Here is a 23,134-nt window from a genome sequence, read left to right on the forward strand (position 1 = left end):
CGATTTGTTAAATTGTATTTTAGCATTTGCTTAAATAAACGAATTAACTATATTTGCACTATGGGTAATAATTCTTGTATACGTCAACAAGCAGACATTGAACAAATAAACCGCTGTAAAGACCGGGTTTTAGAGCTTAACGATTCGTTTGATTATTTATCGAATGGGCTTGAATTGGCAGGAAATACCGTAAGACTTAAAATTCTCTTCCTACTTTACGAAGAAAAACGACTTTGTGTTTGCGATATAAGCGACGTTCTTGGAATGACAATCTCGGCAGTTTCACAACATTTACGAAAACTTAAAGACCGTAATCTAGTAGAAACAGACAGGGAGGCCCAAACTATTTTTTATTCATTGACCAAGGAATATGAAAAATTGCTAAAACCGTTTTTTAAAATACTTGATGAAAACAAAGTCATAGAAGCAATATGAAAACAAACAACAAACTTATCGGCGCAGGACTTTTGACTGCAATTGCAGCTTCACTTTGTTGCGTTACACCAGTTTTGGCTCTCATTGCAGGAACAAGCGGACTTGCCTCCACTTTTTCTTGGCTTGAATCTTTCAGACCGTATTTTATCGGTTTGACAATTTTGGTTCTTGGTTTTGCTTGGTATCAAAAGTTAAAGCCTAAAAAGCAAATTGATTGCAATTGTGAAACAGCAGAAAAACCAAAATTCATTCAGTCGAAAACGTTTTTAGGAATTGTAACATCATTTGCAATAGTAATGCTTGCTTTTCCATATTATTCAAGTGTTTTCTACCCAAAGACAGAAAAGCAAATCATAATAGTGGACAAATCCAATATTGAAAAAGTAGAATTTACGATTAGCGGAATGACTTGTGCAAGTTGTGAAGAACACATAAATCACGAAGTGAATAAATTGATAGGGATTGTCAATCTAAAAGCTTCTTATGAAAATGGAAATACAATCGTAGAGTTTGACAACTCGAAAACAAATATTTCTGAAATTGAAAAAGCAATAAACTCAACAGGGTATTCTGTAACCGCGAAAAATTAAAATTAAAATGGAAATCAAATTGCAATCAATAATCACTTGCCCCAACTGCGGACACAAGAAAGAAGAAACAATGCCGACAGATGCTTGCCAATATTTTTACGAATGTGAAAAGTGCAAACATGTTCTTAAACCAAAGCAAGGCGACTGTTGTGTTTATTGTAGTTATGGAAATGTTCCTTGTCCACCTATTCAGCAAAACAAAAAATGTTGCTAACGGGTATAAAACAAAAGAAGGTCGATATAACTAAAGTATTTTTATTTTACTACCTATAAATATTACTATATAAAAGGGGTATAGAAGCTATACCTCTTAGACCCAGCCGAACCCTGCCACTCACCGCCATCCACTACCACTTTTCCAAAGCCAATCTTTATAGTCTTTAAATTCACGCCCGAACATTAAAATTAAAAATAATGCAAGGAGAAGACGATTTAAGAGGTTTAGCCAAAATAATGGCTTTTATGAGAGCAGTTAGTATTCTATTAGTACTGATGCATCTTTATTGGTTTTGTTATGGTTTCTTTATGGAACGTGGCTGGACACTAGAAGTAATCAATAAAATATTAGGGAATTTTGACCGAACAGCCGGTTTGTTTTCGCATACTTTATATACCAAAGTATTTGCAATCGTGTTATTGGCTTTAAGCTGTTTGGGAACCAAAGGCGTGAAGAACGAGAAGATAACCTGGTCAAAGATTTACGTGGCTTTGGGAATTGGTTTTTTGCTGTTCTTTCTGAATACACCACTGTTAAAGTTGTCGCCCATCATTGGCACATTCTTTTATATACTGACTATCGGACTAGGTTATATTGCTTTGCTGATGGCTGGGGTTTGGATAAGCAGGTTATTGAAAAACAACCTGATGGATGATGTTTTCAATATGGAGAACGAAAGTTTTATGCAGGAAACCAAATTGATGGAAAATGAATATTCCGTAAACCTGCCTACTAAATTTTGGTACAATAAAAAGGAACACAAGGGCTGGATCAATATCGTAAATCCTTTCAGAGCAACGATTGTTTTGGGGACTCCGGGTTCTGGTAAATCGTATGCCGTCGTTAACAATTATATCAAGCAACAAATTGAAAAAGGTTTTTCGATGTATATCTACGATTTCAAGTTTGACGACCTTTCTACTATTGCTTATAATCATTTATTGAAACATCAGGATAAGTACGAAATAAAACCAAAGTTCTACGTCATCAACTTTGACGATCCACGCAAGAGCCATCGTTGCAATCCGCTCAATCCAGATTTTATGACTGACATATCCGATGCTTACGAAGCCGCTTACACGATTATGTTGAACCTCAACAGAAGCTGGATACAAAAACAAGGAGATTTCTTTGTCGAATCTCCAATTATTCTTTTAGCGGCTATCATCTGGTTTTTAAAAATTTACGAGAATGGTAAGTATTGCACCTTTCCACACGCCATTGAATTGCTGAATAAAAAGTATTCGGATGTATTTACCATTTTAACTTCGTATCCTGATTTGGAAAACTATCTTTCACCATTTATGGATGCTTGGCAAGGCGGAGCACAAGACCAGTTGCAGGGACAAATTGCATCGGCTAAAATCCCTTTGTCACGAATGATATCACCGCAGTTGTATTGGGTTATGACAGGCGATGATTTTTCATTGGACATCAACAACCCGAACGAGCCGAAGATTTTGTGCGTGGGTAACAATCCCGACCGTCAAAATATCTACTCCGCAGCTTTGGGCTTGTACAACTCCCGAATTGTCAAGCTCATCAATAAGAAAGGACAATTAAAGAGTTCGGTTATTATAGATGAGTTGCCCACGATTTATTTTAGAGGGTTGGACAATCTTATCGCAACGGCGAGAAGTAATAAGGTGGCTGTGTGCTTGGGCTTTCAGGACTTTTCGCAGTTGATACGTGATTACGGCGATAAAGAAGCTAAAGTTATTCAAAACACCGTAGGTAATGTATTCAGTGGACAGGTTGTAGGAGAAACGGCAAAAAGCCTTTCGGAACGTTTTGGAAAAGTATTACAGAAACGTCAAAGTATGACGATAAACCGTAATGATAAATCAACTTCTATTTCTACACAATTAGACAGCCTTATTCCGGCTTCCAAAATTTCAACCTTAACGCAGGGTATGTTTGTCGGTTCTGTATCGGATAATTTTGACGATCGTATCGAACAAAAGATATTTCACGCAGAAATCGTGGTCGATAATGAAAAGGTAGCCGCCGAAACAAAAGCCTATCAAAAGATACCGCAAATCCTATCCTTTGTAGATGAGCAAGGCGAGGATAAAATGAAGCAGGAAATTGAAAGCAATTACCGTCAGATAAAATCAGATATTCTGCATATCGTCGAAAGTGAAATGGAACGGATTAAGAATGACCCGAACTTACAGCATTTGATACAGCAAGAGTAATAAAGGTACAAGTGGAAATTTTTAGTATAGACTAAAAAATATTGGCGATACTTCTTCTTAAATTTAGTATGGAGTGTCGCCAATATTGTTTTGAACAGTATGTAAAACAAATATTCAGAATGAAAAAGGATATTATATAAAATAGTAATTATTCAAAACAATGCAATGCCATTGCATTACTTTTTTACTAACTTTGCAAAAGAATATGAAAGTCTTTTTTTCCATATTGGCAATTTATATGATGGCGGTATTTTTAATGCCTTGTACCGATATGTATGAAAAGGAGAGTTTTCAAAACCATAACCATTCAGAAGAATTAGCCCATAAAGCAAGCCACGACCATCAGGAAAAACCTGATATGTGCAGTCCGTTTTGTTTATGCGGTTGTTGTGGAATGGTGTCGGGCATAGTGCTTCAATGGAATGTATATAACTTAGTTAAGAAGACCTTTGACTTGTCTAAGGCCAAAGTTTACTATAAATCTATCTTTATATCCCTCTATCTGGGAGAAATTTGGCAACCGCCAAAGATTAATGCATAATTTTTAATGTTTAAATGATTACAGCTTAATGCTAACAGCGTTAGCTTGGTTTTTAGGGTATTTATATTCCCTAAAAACATAATCATTATGATTTTATCATTATTTATCCATCATTAATCATCACAAAAAGTGTTAAATAACATTATAAAATTCTCTATAAAGAATAAGTTCATTATAGGATTAATGACCTTATTACTCATCATTTGGGGGGTATGGAGTGCCACGAAAATCCCCATTGATGCCCAACCTGACATTACAAACAATCAGGTTCAGATTATTACCCTGTCACCAACATTAGCAGGACAGGAGGTGGAGCAACTGGTTACATTTCCTGTAGAGCAAAGTATCGTCAATCTTCCCAAAGTAGAAGAAATAAGAAGTGTTTCGAGGTTTGGACTATCTGTTGTAACCGTAGTGTTTCAAGACAATGTCGATATTTATTTTGCAAGACAGTTGGTAAGCCAACAGCTGAAAGAAGCACAAGACCAGATACCTGATGGAGTTGGAACGCCTGAACTTGCTCCTGTCAGTACAGGTCTTGGCGAAGTGTACCAATACATTCTCCATCCCAAACAAGGAAGCGAAGATAAATATTCTGCAATGGATTTACGGACAATGCAGGATTGGATTGTCGCCAGACAACTTTACGGTACTCCGGGAATTGCAGAAGTTAATAGTTTCGGCGGTCTGCTCAAACAATACGAGGTATCCGTTGACCCTAACCGCATCAAAGCGATGGACGTCAGTATCTCCGATATTTTTACTGCACTCGAAAACAACAACCAAAATACCGGAGGCGCTTATATTGATAAGAAACCCAATGCATACTTCATTCGGGGAATTGGTTTAGTCACTTCACTGGAAGATGTAGGTAATATTGTTGTTAAAAATACGGAAAGTGTTCCGGTATTCATCAAAGATGTAGCAAAAGTACAATTTGGTCACGCTACCCGATACGGAGCAATGACCTATAACGGCGAAGTAGATGCTGTGGGAGGTATTGTAATGATGCTCAAGGGAGAAAACACTGCTACGGTCGTAAAAAACATCAAAGAAAAAATACCGGTTATCCAACAATCTCTACCCGATGATGTGGTCATAGAACCTTATTTGGATAGAATGAACCTGGTAGATAGAGCGATAAGTACTGTCGAAAAAAACCTAATTGAAGGTGCATTAATCGTAATATTTGTATTGATTATCTTCTTAGGGAATTTCAGGGCAGGTTTAATCGTCGCATCAGCTATACCGTTATCAATGCTTTTTGCATTGGGAATGATGAGGTTATTTGGCGTAAGTGCCAACCTGATGAGTTTGGGAGCTATTGATTTCGGATTGATAGTGGACGGTTCGCTGATCGTTGTTGAAGCCACAATGCACCATTTGGGCTTACGGAAATCCACTCAAAAACTTACGCAGGCAGAAATGGACGAGGAGGTGTATGAATCTGCAAGAAAAATCCGTACGAGTGCAGCATTTGGAGAAATCATTATCCTCATTGTTTATATTCCTATCCTTACTTTGGTCGGCATAGAAGGAAAAATGTTTACGCCAATGGCGCAGACCGTAAGTTTCGCCATTTTGGGAGCTTTGATTTTGTCCTTTACCTATATCCCGATGATGAGTGCCTTGTGTCTGTCTAAAAAACCGATTACCAAAAGGAATTTTTCAGACAAAATGATGGACTATCTTCAAGGGGTTTATAAGCCTTTGTTAGAAAAAGCCATTCGGATAAAATATGTGATTATTGCGGTTGCCGTCGGACTTTTTACCATTAGTATATTCCTTTTTTCACGGATGGGCGGAGAGTTCCTGCCAACATTGGGCGAGGGCGATTTTGCTTTCCATTGTATTTTGCCGCAAGGAACATCCTTAAGCCAAAGTCTGGAAACCTCTATGCAGGCATCTAAGATAATCAAGGAGTTTGACGAAGTAAAAATGGTTGTAGGAAAAACGGGGGCTGCCGAAGTACCGACAGACCCGATGCCGCCCGAAGCGACCGACCTGATGATTATTCTTAAACCACAGGACGAATGGAAAACAAAGAAATCGTATGACGAACTTTCCAATGAAATGATGGAGAAACTCGAAGTTATTCCCGGTGTATTCTTTGAAGCCAACCAGCCGATACAGATGAGGTTTAATGAACTGATGACGGGTATCAGGCAAGATGTAGCTGTGAAAATATTCGGAGAGAACCTCGACAGTTTGTTGATTTATGCCAATAAAGCCAATGCCATTATTCAAACGGTAGAGGGTGCAACCGCTCCGCAGGTAGAACGGATAGCAGGTCTTCCACAGATTAATATCGAATACGACCGTACCCGAATAGCCAACTATGGCTTGAATGTACAGGAGATAAACGATATTGTCAGTACTGCGTTTGCAGGTAAATCAGCAGGCGTGGTTTATGAAAATGAGCGTAGATTTGATTTGGTGGTACGGCTTGATGAAGAACACCGCAGTTCTATTGAGGATGTGAGCAATCTGTTTATTCCACTTCCAAACGGAGAGCAGGTTCCACTTTCGCAGGTTGCCAACATTGACTATAAATTAGGTCCTGCACAAATCAGCCGTGAAGGAGGAAAACGAAGGATATATGTCGGATTTAATGTACAAGGGCGGGATGTAGCAAGTGTTGTAGAAGAAATTCAGGATAAGTTGGCTGAACAGGTTAAGCTACCGACAGGATATTATTTTACCTATGGCGGTCAGTTTGAGAACCTCCAAAAAGCTACTGACAGATTACTGATTGCAGTACCTATCGCCCTGCTTTTGATTTTTATCTTATTGTACTTCACGTTTCATTCGTTCAAGGAAGCCGTTTTGGTCTATACAGCTATCCCGATGAGTGCTATTGGAGGTGTGTTTGCCCTATTGTTGAGGGATATGCCATTCAGCATATCAGCAGGTGTAGGGTTTATCGCTTTGTTTGGTGTTGCTGTTCTGAACGGGATTGTACTGATTTCCACATTCAACAGATTGGAAAAAGAGGGTTGGAACGAGATTATCCCGAGAATTATCGAGGGGGCTAAAACAAGACTAAGACCCGTATTAATGACAGCGTCGGTAGCAAGTTTAGGTTTCTTACCGATGGCATTGAGTACAAGTGCGGGTGCAGAAGTACAAAAACCGTTGGCAACGGTCGTTATCGGCGGATTGATGTCAGCAACGGCATTGACGTTATTCGTACTGCCTTTACTATACCTCGTATTTATGAGAAATCATAAGCCTACAAAAAATAATAAAATGAAAGCCATAACACCTATATTGTTACTGTTTACGTTCTTAGGCTTTTCTCAAACCAGTAATGCACAAAATCCTGTAAACGTAGATAGAGCTATCGAAATAGCTATGGAAAATAACCCTCAGCTCCGTTCCAAAAAATTGGAGATTCAATCTACCCAAAGTTTGAGTAAGACAGCATATGAGCTACCGAAAACCGATTTAAATTTCCAATATGGGAATACAGATGGATTTGAGTACAATGACGGTTTCCAAATTTCGCAGACTATACCCTTTCCAACACTTTTTGGGGTAAAGAAAAACCTTGTCAAAGAGCAAGTCAAAGGGCAGGAATGGTCAAAGGCTCTGACAGAAAATGAGCTAAGAAAGCAGGTAAGAACATATTATTATCAGTTAGCGTATCTGGAACATAATGCTTCGGTATTGAAGTATTTGGATAGTATTTATGCAGACTTTATCCGTGTGGCGGAGCTGCGTTATAAAACAGGAGATATAGGGCGGATAGAAGTCAGTACGGCTGTTACCAAAAAGGGGGAAATCAATATATTGCTCCAGCAAAATGAGGTCTTCAGGCAAAATGCCTATCAGAATCTTAAAAACCTGATGCAGACAAAGGAAGATTTTGCCATTGAACCCAAATCAGACTATGAACCATTACTTTTGACTTCTTTCATAGACAGTTCAGCTATTGAAAACCACCCAAGCATCCAGCTATTGTATCAGGAGGCTAAAATCGCTGAACAGAACAAGAAGTTGGAACGGGCAAACAGCCTGCCTGATTTTACGTTCGGTTATAATAATATATCGCTGATAGGAATGCACAGTAGAAACGGCGTGGAACAATTTTACGGCAGAGGACAGCGGTTCAGTTTTGTTGATGTAGGCATAACCATTCCACTCTTTACTACGACCAGAGCGAAAATCCGTTCCCTTGATTATCAAAAACAATCATTGGAACTGAATGCCCAATGGCAACAACAGCAGCTAAAAACGGAGTTGGCAAATGCCCTGAAACAATATGAACAGAATGTTTCACAGTTTACCTATTTCAAGGAGCAGGCACTTCCGAATGCTGATGAAATCATCAATGCGGCAAAGTTAGGGTACAGTACCGGAGATATTTCTTATGTGGAGTACCTCTTTGCCTTGCAGACAACAACCGATATTCAGCTTAATTATCTAAAGAGCATACAGCAAATCAATGAGGCTGTAACGCTTATTCATTCATTAATCAGCAAATAATACAAAATATGAAACGTATCATCAATAATATAGTTTTCAGCGTTTTTGTCCTCGTAGCAATCTTTGCTTTGAACGCCTGTACAAATAAACATACGGAGGACGACGGACATAATCACGGTAGCGAAGCAGCAGCAACAACGGACGAACACGAAGAAGAAAACGTTGCGGTACTGACCGATGAACAGATAAAAGCTGTAGGTATCGAAATCGGGATGATTGAACAGAAACAATTGTCCGCAACATTGAAAGCCAACGGTGGATTGAGAGTACCCAACAGCAACAAGGCAAATGCAACTTCAATGTTTGGCGGCGTTATCAAATCCCTCAATGTGGAGATAGGCGATTTCGTAAAAAAAGGTCAGGTCATCGCCACTATTTCCAATCCGGAATTCATACAATTACAGGAAGAATACCTAAGCATCAATAGCAGGATAGAATTTGCAGAGCAGGAAGTTGCAAGACAAAGAGAGCTGAACGAGGGAAATGCAGGTGCAAAGAAAAACCTGCAAAGTGCCACATCTGAATTGAACACGTTGAGAACACGAAAAGCATCGTTACAACAACAAATCCAAATGATGGGCATTAATCCGGCTTCCCTGTCAAATTCCAGCCTTAAATCCTCGTTGGTCGTTACAAGTCCGATAGGCGGTACGGTAAGTAACGTTTTTGCCAAAATCGGAAGCTATGTAGATGTGTCTTCGCCTATTGCCGAAATAATAGAGAACACAGCATTGCACTTGGACTTACAGGTTTATGAAAAAGATATTCCCCTAATCAAAATAGGTCAGAAAATAGATTTTGTCGTAACCAACAACCCCAATAAGACCCATTCTGCCGAAGTTTATAGTATAGGTTCATCTTTTAGCGGAGAGAGCAAAACCATTGCCGTTCACAGCAGAATTACCGGAGATAAAACAGGATTGATTGACGGAATGAGCATAACCGGAAATGTAAGTTTAGATGATGTATTAAGTACGGCTGTACCCAACGAAGCGGTTGTCAATGCAGACGGGAAATATTACATCTTTTTGGTCAAGGAGCAGGAAGAAGAACCGCACGACCATAAAGAAGATGAGGCTCACGACCACGGTTCGGAAAATGGAACTCAATTTACAAGAATGGAGGTCGTTAAAGGTGCTTCTCAATTGGGTTACACGGCGATAACGCCTGTAAATGAAATTCCACACGGTACACATATCGTGATAAAAGGTGCGTTTTTTGTGAATGCAAAAATGAATGATACCGGAGAACACGGTCACGCTCACTAAAATGGTATATAATGAAAAAAAGCATTGAACAAAAGCTGTTGTCAAAGAACACCAATCCGACCAGTATGCGGATATTGGTATATGATTTCTTGGAGCAACAGCAGACAGCGATGTCCTTATCTGAAATCGAAAGTCATTTCTATAAAGCAGACAGGGTTACGATTTACAGGACTTTGAAAACTTTCGAGGAAAAAGGCATTGTACACAGTATTCAGGAGAACACTACCGTTAAGTATATTTTGTGTCACGATGGGTGTGATGAAGAAACACACAAAGATTGGCACTTACATTTCTATTGTAAAATCTGTAAACAGACAACCTGTAAGGAGGATTTTATAATACCGCAGAATGGAAACCAAAATTACCGTATTGACGAAATAAAACTATTTGGTAAAGGTATTTGCGAGAACTGTTTAAAGGAGAGTTTGCAATAGCATTGCAGGCTCTTCCTGTGTATCTTTGTCATAAATATAAATGTGTTATGGATAACTATCTTAAAGAAACAAAAATCCTTGACTACTCAAACGTTTCTATACAAGAGCTATTGGAACAAAGAGGGTGGAAAGATTTGGGCAATGTTTCAAGAGTTAAAGCCATTTACAATTTTGTCAGGGATGAAATAAAATTTGGCTACAATGTTTCGGACGATATACCTGCATCAGAAATATTGCAGGATGGCTATGGACAGTGCAATACCAAAGCGACTTTGCTAATGACGTTATTAAGAGCAACGGGAATACCTAACCGCATTCACGGTTTTACCATTGACAAAGCCTTGCAAAAAGGAGCTATTACGGGTATTTGGTACAAACTTTCGCCTCAAAACATCTTACATAGCTGGGTAGAAGTATGGGTAAATGAACAGTGGTATTTTTTAGAAGGTGTGATTTTGGATAAACCCTATCTCACCAAATTGCAGGAGCAGAACAGCGATTGCAAAACCACATTTTGTGGTTTCGGGGTTTATACCGATAATTTTGAGAACCCACCGATTGAATGGAACCTCAACAATACGTTTATTCAGGATAAGGGCATCAATCAGGACTTTGGCGTTTTTGATACACCCGATGAATTTTATTCTAAGCATCAGCAAAAGCTAAATGCGTTAAAGCGATTTGTTTTTCAGTATATCGTGAGGTATATAATGAATAATAACGTAGAAATAATAAGAAATAAAAGTGTAACGAACCTAAAAAATTAAAGGCTATGACAAATACAGACAAAAATCATAAGCATACGTATGATGCACAAGGCAAAATGACTTGTTGCACGCTGGAAGAAAAAATTTACACCGAAGCAGGTGCAAAAGAGCTGGTAAATGAAAAGCATCAACACGACCACGGCGATGATGAAGGACACGACCACAGTCATAGTGAGAGTAGTCCAATTAAAATGTTTTTGCCGAGTATAATATCATTGGTATTGTTGCTTGCTGCCATAGCATTTGATCATTGGCTTCCACAGCAATGGTTTACGGGTTGGGTAAGGATTATTTGGTATGTGGTTGCGTATGCTCCCGTTGGGTTTCCTGTATTGACAGATGCCGTGAAAAGCATCAGAAAAGGGGAAATCTTTTCAGAGTTCTTTTTAATGGGCATTGCCACCATCGGGGCATTTGCCATTGGCGAATATCCCGAGGGCGTTGCCGTGATGTTGTTTTATGCTGTTGGAGAAGTTTTTCAGACAATGGCGGTTTCCAGAGCCAAAGCAAATATCAAATCATTGCTCGACCAAAGACCTGATGAGGTAACGGTTTTAAGAAACGACCAACCCCTAACTGTAAAGGCGGAAACCGTGAATATCGGCGAAATAATACAATTGAAACCGGGAGAAAAATTAGGTTTGGACGGAGAATTATTGTCTGAAACGGCATCGTTCAACACCTCAGCACTCACAGGCGAAAGCAAACCCGACACCAAAGCCAAAGGCGAAACGGTTTTGGCAGGTATGATAAACCTTAATACCGTTGCACAAGTGCAGGTCACAACCGCATATATGGATAGTAAGTTGAGTAAAATTTTGGAATTGGTACAAAATGCTACTTCACAAAAAGCACCAACGGAATTATTTATCCGCAAGTTTGCGAAAATATATACCCCTATAGTGGTACTGTTAGCGGTCGCTATCTGTGTGCTGCCTTACTTTTTCGTAGCTGATTATGAGTTTAGGGATTGGTTGTACAGGGCTTTGGTATTCTTAGTTATTTCTTGTCCTTGTGCCTTAGTAATCAGTATTCCATTGGGTTATTTCGGTGGCATTGGAGCAGCGAGCAAAAACGGAATACTGTTCAAAGGAAGTAACTTTTTAGATAGCCTTTCCAATATCCAAAATGTGGTAATGGATAAAACGGGTACAATGACAGAGGGTGTTTTCAAGGTTCAAGAAGTGGTATTTGACAAAGCGTTCAATCAAGATGAAATTTTGCAATTGGTCAATGTATTGGAAAGCCACAGTACGCACCCCGTAGCGACAGCTATTCACGAATACGTGGGGGAACTGGATAATACAATCCGCTTAGAAAATACAGAGGAAATTGCTGGACACGGGCTGAAATCAACCGTAAATGGTAAAGACTTGTTGGTTGGAAATTTCAAGCTGATGAACAAGTTTGGAATACAATACGACTTAGATCCGAACAGCATCGTTTATACGACCATTGCCGTTGCTTACGATAACAAATTTGTCGGTTACATTACGATTGCCGACAGTATCAAAGAAGATGCAGAGAAAACCATCCGTTTATTGCATAAACTCAATGTGAAAGCAACTATGCTTAGCGGAGATAAAAGTACAGTGGTAAAGTATGTAGCGGAGCAGTTGGGGATAGATAATGCTTTTGGGGATTTATTGCCCGAAGATAAAGTAAACAGGGTTAAAGAAATTAAAGCCAAAGGCGAAAGCGTTGCTTTCGTCGGCGACGGCGTGAACGATGCTCCCGTTGTGGCGTTGAGCGACGTAGGTATCGCAATGGGCGGTTTGGGAAGCGATGCCACTATTGAAACGGCAGATGTGGTCATACAAGACGATAAGCCGAGCAAAATCCCAATGGCAATCAATATTGGAAAAAAGACAAAGAAAATCGTTTGGCAAAATATCACATTGGCATTTGTGGTAAAAGGAATTGTATTGGTGCTTGGTGCAGGTGGATTGGCTACAATGTGGGAAGCCGTTTTTGCTGATGTGGGCGTGGCGTTATTGGCTATTCTTAATGCGGTACGAATACAGCGGATGAAATTTTAAAGGACGTCAATTTATAAGTATTGAAAAGAAAACAGAAAATACGCAAAAAGAAATATATAAAGGTATTCAACCGAAGCGACTTAATGTCTTTGGACATCAGTGACGACAACCTTGTTGATGTAAGAACCATTTAAGTAGGTTGAAGTATGCTTCTGAAAACCCCGTAACCGGGCGTATGGGTGTATTCAATATGGGACGAAATATCAGTGTTAAATTAATAATGAATTTCTGATTCGATATTATTGAGTGAAAGATTTAAAAGAACGCTAGCAGGAAATGTAACTGACACTATAATGCTCATGGAATAAAAATAAATGGCGGATAAGAGAAACTTATCTGCCATTTATTTCAAAAAAAACGAACCGGTTTGAAAAATACCATTATCTTTGCAATAGTTTTTTTGTTTTTTACATGTTAAAAAGGATAAACATATTAATGATTATATGCTTATTGGGCTTTTTTATAATCCCAATGCAATCCTATGCGTGTAAATCGCATTCCAAAGAAATTGTTATCAAGGAGAAGTCATGTTGCAGTGCCAACAAGCAGCATCATTCAGAAGATCAATGTGAGAAAGACTGCTGTAAGTCTAAGGATGACACGAGCAATGAATGCTCTGGAAATTGTGGACCTACGTCCTGCCACAGCTCTTCTAATAGTTTTTCTGCAACACCCCCATTTTTTAGGAACGCTCAAAATCCTGTTTTTTCTAAAAGTAAAAAATCATACCCTTTATACAAAGAACCCTTTTATTCTACAGGGGAATCTTCCATTTGGCAACCGCCTAAAATAAGTTAAATTAGTACTGTATATCCATAGGTGTGCGAAATCGGTTGATTTTGCACCTATCCGCAATACATGTTTTATTAAAAGCCAGATCTGGCTTTTGATTATTTACCATTTTTAATACTTAATAAGGTTCCAAATGAAATCAATATCAAAAATATTGATGGTAATCACCGTATTACTATCCGCAGCAAACAGCTTTGCGCAAAACCAGAACGAGCAACATCACAACCATGGTGGAACAGCTCAAGCAAAGAATATTCCATCACAAAATTTATCACAATTACATGCCGTATTTGACAAGTATTTTTCCATAAAAGATGCTTTGGTAAACGCAGATGTAAATATAGCATCTTCAAATGCTACTGAATTAGCCACAGTTATTAAAACAGTGGATATGGGTGAACTTTCTCCCAAAGAGCATACCGTATGGATGAAGGTCATGAAGGAACTGTCTTTAAACACAGAAAACATCTCGAAATCGAAAGACGTCGTAAAGCAACGGAGGGCATTTGCCCTACTTTCTAAGAATGTCTATGAATTGGCAAACGCATCAAAGCAAAAAACAACTATGTACTACCAAAACTGCCCGATGTACAACGATGGCAAAGGTGCAACTTGGTTAAGTAAAAGTACGGATATCAAAAACCCGTATTACGGTTCAAAAATGCTGACCTGCGGTAGTACTATTGAAAAATTAAATTAGTCAGCCATTATGAGATGTCTATTGATTGGGATCGTTACTTCTATTGTAGTCATATTTAGTTCATGCAACAATAACCCTACACTAAAGGTGCAAGACAATACATATACTTCAAAAAGCTCAAATACAAATACCCGTGACCACAATGCCTTTGAAATGGGCGATGTAGTTCCGTCGGAAGAGGTATGCATGGTCAACAATGAATACATGGGCAAAAAACAATTTGAGGTAAATTTTGAAGGAAAAATATATTACGGATGTTGCCAGATGTGTAAAGAACGTATTCCAAAAGATCCTTCTACACGCGTTGCCATAGATCCATTTTCCAAAAAGCAGATAGATAAAGCGACTGCTATAATAGCAATTACCGGCAACAACGGGGAAGTATCATATTTTGAAAATAATACTACATATACAAATTACATAAATCAATTTTAATTATTAAAAACAGAAATCATGACAATGAAACATTTATTTGTAGGCTTACTAGCCTCATCCGTATTGACCTTGGCAGCATGCAATGGCGCTTCTGAAAAAAAATCAGAAAGCGACGTCCATACTGAAACAACGGTATCCAACGAAAGCAACGCTGCAAGCGACCAGGGAACTTTTTCGGAACTTTTTTCCCATTACCAGCACCTGACTTTTGCTTTGTCTTCCGATAATGATAAAGAAGCCGCAAATGCAGCTAAAGGCATGCTGGAAGCACTCCCCAAGATTAATACCGAGGGCTTTAGTGCAGAACAGAAAAGCACCTTCGATGACATCGCTGCTGATATTCAGGAACATTCGGAGCACATAGGTGATAACATAGGCAATATCGCTCATCAAAGAGAACATTTAGTGATCTTGAGCAAGGATTTTTATGATATAACAAAAGAATTCGGCACCGAAAAGCCCATGTACAAGATTTTTTGCTCGATGTACGATGACAACAAAGGAGCATATTGGTTAAGCGATAGCAAAGAGGTCAAAAACCCTTACTATGGTGAAGATATGCTAACATGTGGTGAAGTTCAGGAAGAACTGAAGTAAAAACGCTGATTAAGATTTGAAATTCAAATATCAGGTACCGGTCGATTTCTGTAGGCTGGTATCTGATATTAAAATGTAAACAATGTATATGTTATGCTTAAAAAAATTATCAAATATTTTTTGGAGAACCGAGTAATAACACTGTTATTACTTGTGGTTGTCCTTATATGGGGGCTGATTACAGCGCCCTTTAATTGGCATCAAAATGCGTTGCCGAGCGATCCTGTGCCGGTCGATGCGATTCCGAACATTGGGGAGAACCAGCAAATTGTTGCGACCGAATGGATGGGGAGGTCTCCCAAAGATATACAGGAGCAGATTACCTATCCACTCACGACCTCCTTACTGGGCATCCCCGGCGTAAAAACAATCCGGAGCAGTTCGATGTTCGGCATGTCCTTCCTCTATGTCATTTTTGAAGAGGATGTTGAGTTTTATTGGAGCCGTTCCCGTATTCTGGAAAAACTGAATTCATTGCCTGCCGGCACATTACCATCCGATGTAACGCCCACGCTCGGGCCGGATGCCACTGCTTTGGGGCAGGTCTTTTGGTATACACTGGAGGGACGCAATCCCGAAACCGGAAAACCTACAGGAGGCTGGGACCCCGATGAGCTGCGCACGATTCAGGATTTCTATGCCAAATATAATTTGGCAGCATCGGAAGGGGTTTCCGAAGTGGCTTCCATCGGAGGTTTCGTAAAAGAATACCAAGTCGATATCAATCCAGATGCGATGCGCGCATACAATGTATCCGTAATGGATATCATGTCGGCTATCCAAAACAGCAACCTGGATATCGGTGCAGAGACGATCGAAATAAACAAAGCGGAATATCTGGTGCGTGGATTGGGCTACCTTAAAAGTGTCCAGGATCTTGAAGATGCCGTAGTGGCTGTGCGCAATAATGTTCCCGTAAAGATAAAAGACGTTGGGTTTGTCAATTTGGGACCCTCCACACGACGCGGTGGATTGGATAAGGAAGGCGTGGAAGCAGTTGGCGGTGTAGTAGTTGCCCGGCATGGAACCAACCCCATGGAAGTCATCAATAATGTCAAGGCGAAGATCAAAGAAATGGAGGCAGGTTTCCCTCAAAAAACATTAGAGGATGGGACTATTTCAAAAGTCACCGTCGTTCCGTTTTATGACCGCTCGGGTTTAATCCAGGAAACCATCGGGACGCTGGAAAATGCTTTAGCACACGAAATCCTGATCTGTATTATCGTTGTGATCGTGCTGGTGATCAACCTGCGAGCATCGATTCTTATATCCAGTATCTTGCCCATTGGCGTACTGGCGACCTTCATAATCATGAAACAAATGGGGGTCGAGGCGAATATCGTTGCCCTTTCGGGAATCGCCATTGCCATTGGGGTCATGGTGGATGTGGGGATTGTCTTTATCGAAAGCATACTACGCCATATGGATGAAGAAAAAGCCAAGGGTGTTGAGAGTCGGGGGAAAGCCTTTGTAAACTTGATTTCCACCGCTGTTGCGGAAGTGTCGGGTGCTTTGTCAACGGCGATGCTCACCACGATCATCAGCTTTTTACCTGTTTTTATGATGGAAGCACAAGAAGGTAAGTTGTTCGGTCCCTTGGCATACACCAAAACCTTTGCTTTGGTTTCAGCCTTTGTGTTAGGCATTATTATCTTGCCAACACTGGCTTATTATATATTTTCAATCCGTATCAATGGGAGTAAAGTTCGCCGGATAGCCAACTACGTTTTGGTAGTTGCCGGTATCGCTCTTTGGATCTATACAGGTGTTTTTGTCGCGTTCGCATTGACTTTGATCGGAGTCAACAACCTGTTTACACCAAGATGGAAAGGAGAAAAAATTGCCAACTACGTTAATGTTGCTATCACACTTTTTGTAGCGATGTATTACCTGACGGTTGAGTGGCTGCCACTCGGCACGCAGGCAAGCACCACACTTAACTTTGTGTTCGTATTCTTTGCCATTGGTTCCATCCTGGGAATGTTATGGGCATTGGTGATCTATTATGAACAGATTCTTCGATGGTCACTTTCCAACCGGTGGAAATTCATGGCCATCCCTATCATTACTTTATTATTCGGAATGTTAGCATGGATGGGCGTAGAGAAGAGTTTTGGTTTTGTTGCAAATGGCTTCGAAAAGACAGGTTGGAAATCATTTCGGGAGACTGCCTTCTGGCAAAAATCCACCGAAACATTTCCCGGTATCGGGGAGGAATTTATGCCAAGCCTCAATGAAGGTTCTTTCCTTTTGATGCCCACCAGTATGCCGCATACTGGGATTGAACAAAACCTGCAATTGATCAGAACACTTGATAAACGTATTCAAAACATACCGGAAGTCGAACTTATCGTAGGAAAATGGGGCCGTGTGAATTCTGCACTTGATCCGGCTCCTACACAGATGTTTGAAAATACGATCAATTATATCCCGGAATTTTATCTGGATGAAGACGGGCATCGTGAAAGGTTCAAGGTAAACAGTTCCGGAGAATTCGTGTTGAAAGGTGACAAGACCTATGCTGTTTCCGATGGTTTCCGTTCCATACCACGGGACAGTCTGATTGAAGATAAAAGCGGAAAATTTTTCCGCAGATGGCGTCCTGAAATTAAAAAGGCCGACGATATATGGCAAGAGATCGTCAATGTTTCCCATCTGCCCGGATTGACTTCCGCTCCTAAGTTGCAACCGATAGAAGCGAGAATGGTAATGCTTTCTACGGGAATGAGGGCTCCGATGGGGCTAAAGGTTTCGGGTCCGGATCTGGAGTCGATTGAAATCGGTGGCAAGGCCTTGGAAGCAGCCTTAAAGGATGTTCCATCTGTTATGCCATCGACCGTTTTCTACGACAGGGCTGTTGGCGCACCCTATATCGAAATCCATCTGAACCGGGATAGAATGGCCAGATACGGTATTACCGTTGCCGAGCTTCAGGAAGTAATCAGTGCGGCAGTCGGCGGTATGACGTTGACCACTACAGTCGAAGGCCGGGAACGGTTTCCCGTTCGCCTGCGCTACCCACGAGAATTACGGGATGACCCGGATGCGTTGCGAAAAATAATCATTCCGACAGCTACAGGAGCTCAGATTCCATTGGGGGATGTGGTGGATGTTGAATATGCCAAGGGCGCTCAGATGATCCAAAGTGAAAATACCTTTTTGTTGGGTTATGTAATCTTTGATAAAAAAAGTGGCATAGCGGAAGTCGACGTAGTATACGAAGCGGATCAACTCCTAAAGGAAAAAATAGCGTCTGGAGAACTGGATTTACCCAACGGGGTGACGTATAAGTTTGCCGGAAATTATGAACAGCAAGAACGTGCCGCAAAAAGGCTAATGCTTATTATACCACTGAGTTTGTTAGCCATTTTAGTAATTCTCTACTTTCAGTTCCGAACGGTTACAGCATCGTTAATTCATTTTTCCGGTGTTTTTGTAGCTCTTGCAGGAGGTTTTATTTTGTTGTGGCTTTACGGACAGCCTTGGTTTATGGATTTCTCTGTCGGAGGGACAAATATGAGGGATCTGTTCCAGATGCACAGCATCAATCTCAGCATTGCCGTTTGGGTAGGATTTATCGCCCTGTTCGGACTGGCGACGAGTGATGGTGTATTAATGGGAACATACATCCACGATACATTTGAAGCACGGAACCCCAGAACAAAAGATGAAATACGGGAAGCAGTCATATACGCAGGCTTAAAGCGTGTCAGACCGGCAGCGATGACCACTGCTACAGCACTGATCGCCTTACTGCCTGTCCTGACCTCTACCGGTAAAGGTGCGGAAATCATGGTACCAATGGCCATCCCGACTTTCGGCGGCATGCTGATCCAATCCATGACCATGTTTGTGGTTCCAGTATTCCAGTGCTGGTGGAGGGAATCTGCCACTAAAAAAGAAAATAGAAAAAATAATAAAAATATAGCGAATGAAAACGAATAAGATAAATCGGTATATAACCGTGGCTGTATTAACAAGCTTAAGCATTTTTTCGCAAGCTTTAGCCCAAGACTACCCCACCGATTCGCTGTCCTATTATATACAAGTCGCAATCGAAAATAATCCGGGTGTAAAATCACAAAAGTATGCGCATGAGGCATACCTTGAAAAAATTCCGCAAGCCGGAGCATACCAAGACCCCGAATTGTCCATGGAAGCATATACGATGCCTATGGAAATTATAGGAGGGCGTTCTATTGGAAATGTGAGCTTGATGCAAATGTTTCCATGGTTCGGCACGAGAAAAGCAGCTCGCACAGAGGCTACACATATGGCCAATATGCAAGATCAACAGTATCGGGAAGCCATAAATAATCTGATCCTTCAGGTCAGCACACAGTGGTACACGATGCAAAAATTGAACGAGCAACTCAAGAATAATCAGGAAAACCAAGTGTTTCTAAAACAATTGGAACAATTGGCAATACGGAAATTCTCTGCGCCCTCAAGCACCTCACAATCAAGTGTAGCACCCGTCGTAAGCAGTAATACGCCTTCCTCACCAACCAGATCTAGTGCTTCATCGGGTATGGGAGGGATGAGTATGGGAGGAGGCAATTCAGCTCCTGCTACTAATCAGAATATGAGTATGCCGTCCGGTGGTGGCATGGGAGCAATGGAAGGTGGCTCCGGATCGGGTATGTCAGAGGTGCTTCGTATCCAATTGGAAATTGTCGAAATTGAAAATAACATTGAAAGTTTACATGCTCAGATTAAAGCCGAAAAAGCAAAATTCAATGCATTGTTGAATCGGGAAGCAACTGAAAAGGTCATGCTGGGACAAGAGATCCACAAGCTGAATTTTTTATATAGCGAGGAAGAGGCACTAAGGGTTATTGAGGCAAACAACCCCATGCTTGAAATGATTGCCGAAGAAGGCTTGGCATTTAAGGCAAAAGCGGAAATGGATCGGAAAATGAGTTATCCCATGATTGGTATCGGTGTGGAATACATGGTTGTGGGAAGGACGAATAATTCAATGCTGGCCATGGACGGGATGAACGGTAAGGATATGGTCATGCCTATGGTTTCAGTGAGCCTGCCACTCTTCCGTAAAAAATACAATGCCCAGCAAAACGAAAGCAGGCTATGGCGAAAATCAAGCGAAGAGAACTTTAAAAACACCTTCAACACTTTGAAAAGCGAGTTTTACAGTCTCAAAAGCCAACTGGATGATGCTCAGCGTGCCATCGAGCTGTACGAAAAACAAACTACGCTCGCCCAAACGACATATAACCTGATCGTAAAAGAGTTCGTTACAGGCAAAAGTGACTTGACCAACGTTATTCAGGTGCAGCGGCAATTATTGGATTATCAGCTTAGGAAAGCTGAGGCCCTTGCCAACTATAATACGATGGTTGTGTCAATAAAAAAATTATTAGCAGACCATAAATAATGCAATTATTTTGAAATTCTTAGCAATGAATAAACTGAAAAATATTTTTAGAAATAAGGCGGTAACTTACGGGGTTATATTATTGTCCGGACTACTGCTTGGCTGGGCGATATTTGGCGGGAATTCGTCCCATGATCACAGCCATGACCTTGAAATGGAAGTGACCGAGGACGGGGAAACAGTATGGACTTGCTCCATGCACCCCCAGATCAGAATGGATAAACCGGGGAAATGCCCGATATGTGCAATGGATCTAATTCCCTTGAAATCATCCGGGGGAGGTGATGATGTAATTGACGATGACGCCATCCAGATGTCAGAAGAAGCCATAGCATTGGCGAATATCCAGACTTCGATTGTCGGCCACCAAGACGCTGTTAAAGATGTCCAACTGTATGGGACTATTCAGGTGGACGAACGTTTACAACAATCCCAAACATCGCATGTCAATGGCCGTATTGAAAATCTTTACGTAACCTTTACTGGCGAGTCGGTAAGAGAAGGACAACTGATAGCCAAAATCTATTCGCCTGATTTATTGACGGCGCAGCAAGAATTGCTCGAAGCTGCAAAATTGCAGGATATGCAGCCCCTCCTATTGGATGCCGCGAAAGAGAAGCTGAGTTTATGGAAGGTGTCAGAGGATCAGATAAGCAAAATATTGACATCCAACGAAGTTTCACCCTACGTCAATATATATGCGAATACAAGTGGTGTTGTCATAGCAAAAAATGTAAACCCGGGCGATTATATCGGCCAAGGGAGCGTCTTGTACACCATTTCAAACCTTTCCAAGTTATGGGCGGTTTTTGATGCGTATGAAACAGATCTGCCATTTCTAAAGGTGGGAGATCAGCTGGAATATACATTACGGAGTTTGCCCGGAAAAGTCTATAATGGGCGGATTGCCTTTATTAACCCTATCCTTGATGCCAATTCAAGAACGGCAAAAATCAGGGTCGAAGCCGATAACCGGGATCGCAATCTCAAACCTGAAATGTATGCAACAGCAAGGATCACTGCTCCTTTAAAGGGCTACAACGATGAGTTGGTCATTCCCAAGTCGGCGGTTTTATGGACAGGGAAGCGCTCCATAGTTTACGTAAAACAGCCAAATACATCCACGCCTGCTTTTAAACTTCGGGAGATCGTCTTGGGCCCCTCATTGGGCGACCAATATGTTGTTATGTCGGGGCTGGAAAATGGCGAGGAAATCGTGACCAAGGGAGCTTTCACCGTTGATGCAAGTGCCCAGCTGGAAGGTAAAATCAGTATGATGAATAACGATGGCGCAGCATCGGCTGCCGGACATCAGCATGGCGATGCTCAAACCAATGTCAATAAGACCCATGATATGTTGAAAGTATCAGGAAATTGTGAAATGTGCAAAAGCCGGATTGAGAAAGCGGCCAAAAGTGTCAAGGGGGTGATTTCCGCAAACTGGGATGTTAATGCCAAAGTTATCCATTTGGATTTCGATTCAAAAGTAACCTCAAAAAGTGCCATAAGCAAAGCTATTGCTAATGTTGGTCACGATACAGAGCTGGACAAGGCTCCCAAGGCGGTTTATGACGACTTACCGAGTTGCTGTCTCTATGACCGGGGATAATGGTACTTGATTAATATTAGATCATGAAAAAAAACGGAAAACGAACGAAAGCATACAAAGTAATTTTAACAGTTCTGTTAAGTGTGTTTGTGTTAATGCAATTTATAACCCCCCAAAGGAACCTATCCCCGGTTCCTGCGGGCCAGGTTTTTGTTGATTCATTTAAGGTCGATGCAAAAGTTAATGCAATCCTGTCGGTATCATGCTATGACTGCCATAGCAATAATACCCAATACCCTTGGTACACTAATGTTCAGCCTTTGGGTTGGTTCATGGCAGATCATATAACCGAAGGAAAAGAGAAATTGAACTTTGATGATTTGCCAAATTACAGCCCGAGAAGGATAAACTCAAAGTTTAGCCAGATTATTGAGCAAATCGAGAAAGGTAAAATGCCGTTGAGTTCATATACGTGGATGCATGGGGGTGCTCGTCTAAGCATGGAAGATAAGAAGCTGTTAGTTGAATACTTTAACTCGTTGATGGATAATGAAATAAGTTTAGAGTGTTAATAGTACAGACGGTTCCTTCGGAAATAGACTCAAAACGTAAATTTTAATAACAGGAAAAGTGGAAAACCAATCTAATAAAAATACAAACATCTCGGAATCTACACTCAAAACGAG

17 protein-coding genes are annotated in these 23,134 nt (G+C 40.7%); all 17 read left to right on the forward strand.

The genetic code is table 11. From position 1 onward, the window contains the following. Nucleotides 1-60 precede the first annotated feature (60 nt). The 17 genes from E3D81_RS10170 to E3D81_RS10255 all read left to right on the forward strand — a co-directional run bounded on the left by E3D81_RS10170 (nucleotide 61) and on the right by E3D81_RS10255 (nucleotide 23,020). Nucleotides 61-435 carry an ArsR/SmtB family transcription factor gene (locus E3D81_RS10170; RefSeq protein ID WP_002993197.1) on the forward strand — a complete coding sequence of 125 codons (375 nt, stop codon included), beginning with the start codon at nucleotides 61-63 and terminating at the stop codon, nucleotides 433-435. Continuing rightward, nucleotides 432-1,025, forward strand: coding sequence for a mercuric transport protein MerTP (gene merTP, locus E3D81_RS10175; RefSeq protein WP_002993200.1), 594 nt, complete (start codon nucleotides 432-434; stop codon nucleotides 1,023-1,025). Before E3D81_RS10170 ends, merTP begins: the two co-directional genes overlap by 4 nt. A 7-nt stretch (nucleotides 1,026-1,032) precedes the next feature. After that, on the forward strand, nucleotides 1,033-1,239 hold the full coding sequence (locus E3D81_RS17605; protein ID WP_002993202.1) for a GDCCVxC domain-containing (seleno)protein: 207 nt from the start codon (nucleotides 1,033-1,035) through the stop codon (nucleotides 1,237-1,239). A gap of 197 nt (nucleotides 1,240-1,436) precedes the next feature. Further along, entirely contained in the window at nucleotides 1,437-3,440 is a 2,004-nt protein-coding gene (gene mobC / locus E3D81_RS10185; RefSeq protein ID WP_209023135.1) for a conjugal transfer protein MobC, read from the forward strand. Between the two features lie 205 nt (nucleotides 3,441-3,645). Continuing rightward, nucleotides 3,646-3,981 carry a DUF6660 family protein gene (locus E3D81_RS10190; protein WP_209023052.1) on the forward strand — a complete coding sequence of 112 codons (336 nt, stop codon included), beginning with the start codon at nucleotides 3,646-3,648 and terminating at the stop codon, nucleotides 3,979-3,981. A 183-nt stretch (nucleotides 3,982-4,164) separates the two neighbouring features. Continuing rightward, a complete protein-coding gene (locus tag E3D81_RS10195; protein ID WP_237235625.1) occupies nucleotides 4,165-8,469 on the forward strand; it encodes a CusA/CzcA family heavy metal efflux RND transporter in 4,305 nt (1,434 codons plus the stop codon). Nucleotides 8,470-8,477: 8 nt separating this feature from the next. Next, nucleotides 8,478-9,737: an efflux RND transporter periplasmic adaptor subunit gene (locus tag E3D81_RS10200; RefSeq protein WP_094258247.1), complete on the forward strand. Its 1,260-nt coding sequence runs from the start codon at nucleotides 8,478-8,480 to the stop codon at nucleotides 9,735-9,737. A gap of 11 nt (nucleotides 9,738-9,748) precedes the next feature. Then, complete coding sequence (locus tag E3D81_RS10205) at nucleotides 9,749-10,171, forward strand: Fur family transcriptional regulator (protein ID WP_094258248.1); 423 nt, start codon at nucleotides 9,749-9,751, stop codon at nucleotides 10,169-10,171. A gap of 47 nt (nucleotides 10,172-10,218) precedes the next feature. Next, nucleotides 10,219-10,938: a transglutaminase-like domain-containing protein gene (locus E3D81_RS10210; RefSeq protein ID WP_094258315.1), complete on the forward strand. Its 720-nt coding sequence runs from the start codon at nucleotides 10,219-10,221 to the stop codon at nucleotides 10,936-10,938. Between the two features lie 5 nt (nucleotides 10,939-10,943). Beyond that, the gene (locus E3D81_RS10215; RefSeq protein ID WP_094258249.1) at nucleotides 10,944-12,977 is read left to right on the forward strand and encodes a heavy metal translocating P-type ATPase; all 2,034 of its coding nucleotides are present in this window, start codon (nucleotides 10,944-10,946) and stop codon (nucleotides 12,975-12,977) included. Between the two features lie 925 nt (nucleotides 12,978-13,902). Continuing rightward, complete coding sequence (locus tag E3D81_RS10225) at nucleotides 13,903-14,469, forward strand: DUF3347 domain-containing protein (RefSeq protein ID WP_232046363.1); 567 nt, start codon at nucleotides 13,903-13,905, stop codon at nucleotides 14,467-14,469. Between the two features lie 87 nt (nucleotides 14,470-14,556). Then, on the forward strand, nucleotides 14,557-14,904 hold the full coding sequence (locus E3D81_RS10230; RefSeq protein ID WP_245153192.1) for a hypothetical protein: 348 nt from the start codon (nucleotides 14,557-14,559) through the stop codon (nucleotides 14,902-14,904). A gap of 24 nt (nucleotides 14,905-14,928) precedes the next feature. Continuing rightward, on the forward strand, nucleotides 14,929-15,501 hold the full coding sequence (locus E3D81_RS10235) for a DUF3347 domain-containing protein (protein ID WP_227694340.1): 573 nt from the start codon (nucleotides 14,929-14,931) through the stop codon (nucleotides 15,499-15,501). Between the two features lie 153 nt (nucleotides 15,502-15,654). Then, on the forward strand, nucleotides 15,655-19,446 hold the full coding sequence (locus E3D81_RS10240) for an efflux RND transporter permease subunit (protein WP_245153193.1): 3,792 nt from the start codon (nucleotides 15,655-15,657) through the stop codon (nucleotides 19,444-19,446). Continuing rightward, the gene (locus E3D81_RS10245; protein WP_002993217.1) at nucleotides 19,433-20,899 is read left to right on the forward strand and encodes a TolC family protein; all 1,467 of its coding nucleotides are present in this window, start codon (nucleotides 19,433-19,435) and stop codon (nucleotides 20,897-20,899) included. The genes E3D81_RS10240 and E3D81_RS10245 overlap by 14 nt, the downstream gene beginning before the upstream one ends. A 25-nt stretch (nucleotides 20,900-20,924) precedes the next feature. Continuing rightward, entirely contained in the window at nucleotides 20,925-22,508 is a 1,584-nt protein-coding gene (locus tag E3D81_RS10250) for an efflux RND transporter periplasmic adaptor subunit (RefSeq protein ID WP_002993218.1), read from the forward strand. 23 nt (nucleotides 22,509-22,531) lie between these two features. After that, nucleotides 22,532-23,020 carry a heme-binding domain-containing protein gene (locus E3D81_RS10255; RefSeq protein ID WP_134777327.1) on the forward strand — a complete coding sequence of 163 codons (489 nt, stop codon included), beginning with the start codon at nucleotides 22,532-22,534 and terminating at the stop codon, nucleotides 23,018-23,020. Nucleotides 23,021-23,134: the final 114 nt, after the last annotated feature.

Source organism: Sphingobacterium sp. CZ-2 (assembly GCF_004526235.1).
Classification (GTDB): domain Bacteria; phylum Bacteroidota; class Bacteroidia; order Sphingobacteriales; family Sphingobacteriaceae; genus Sphingobacterium; species Sphingobacterium tenebrionis.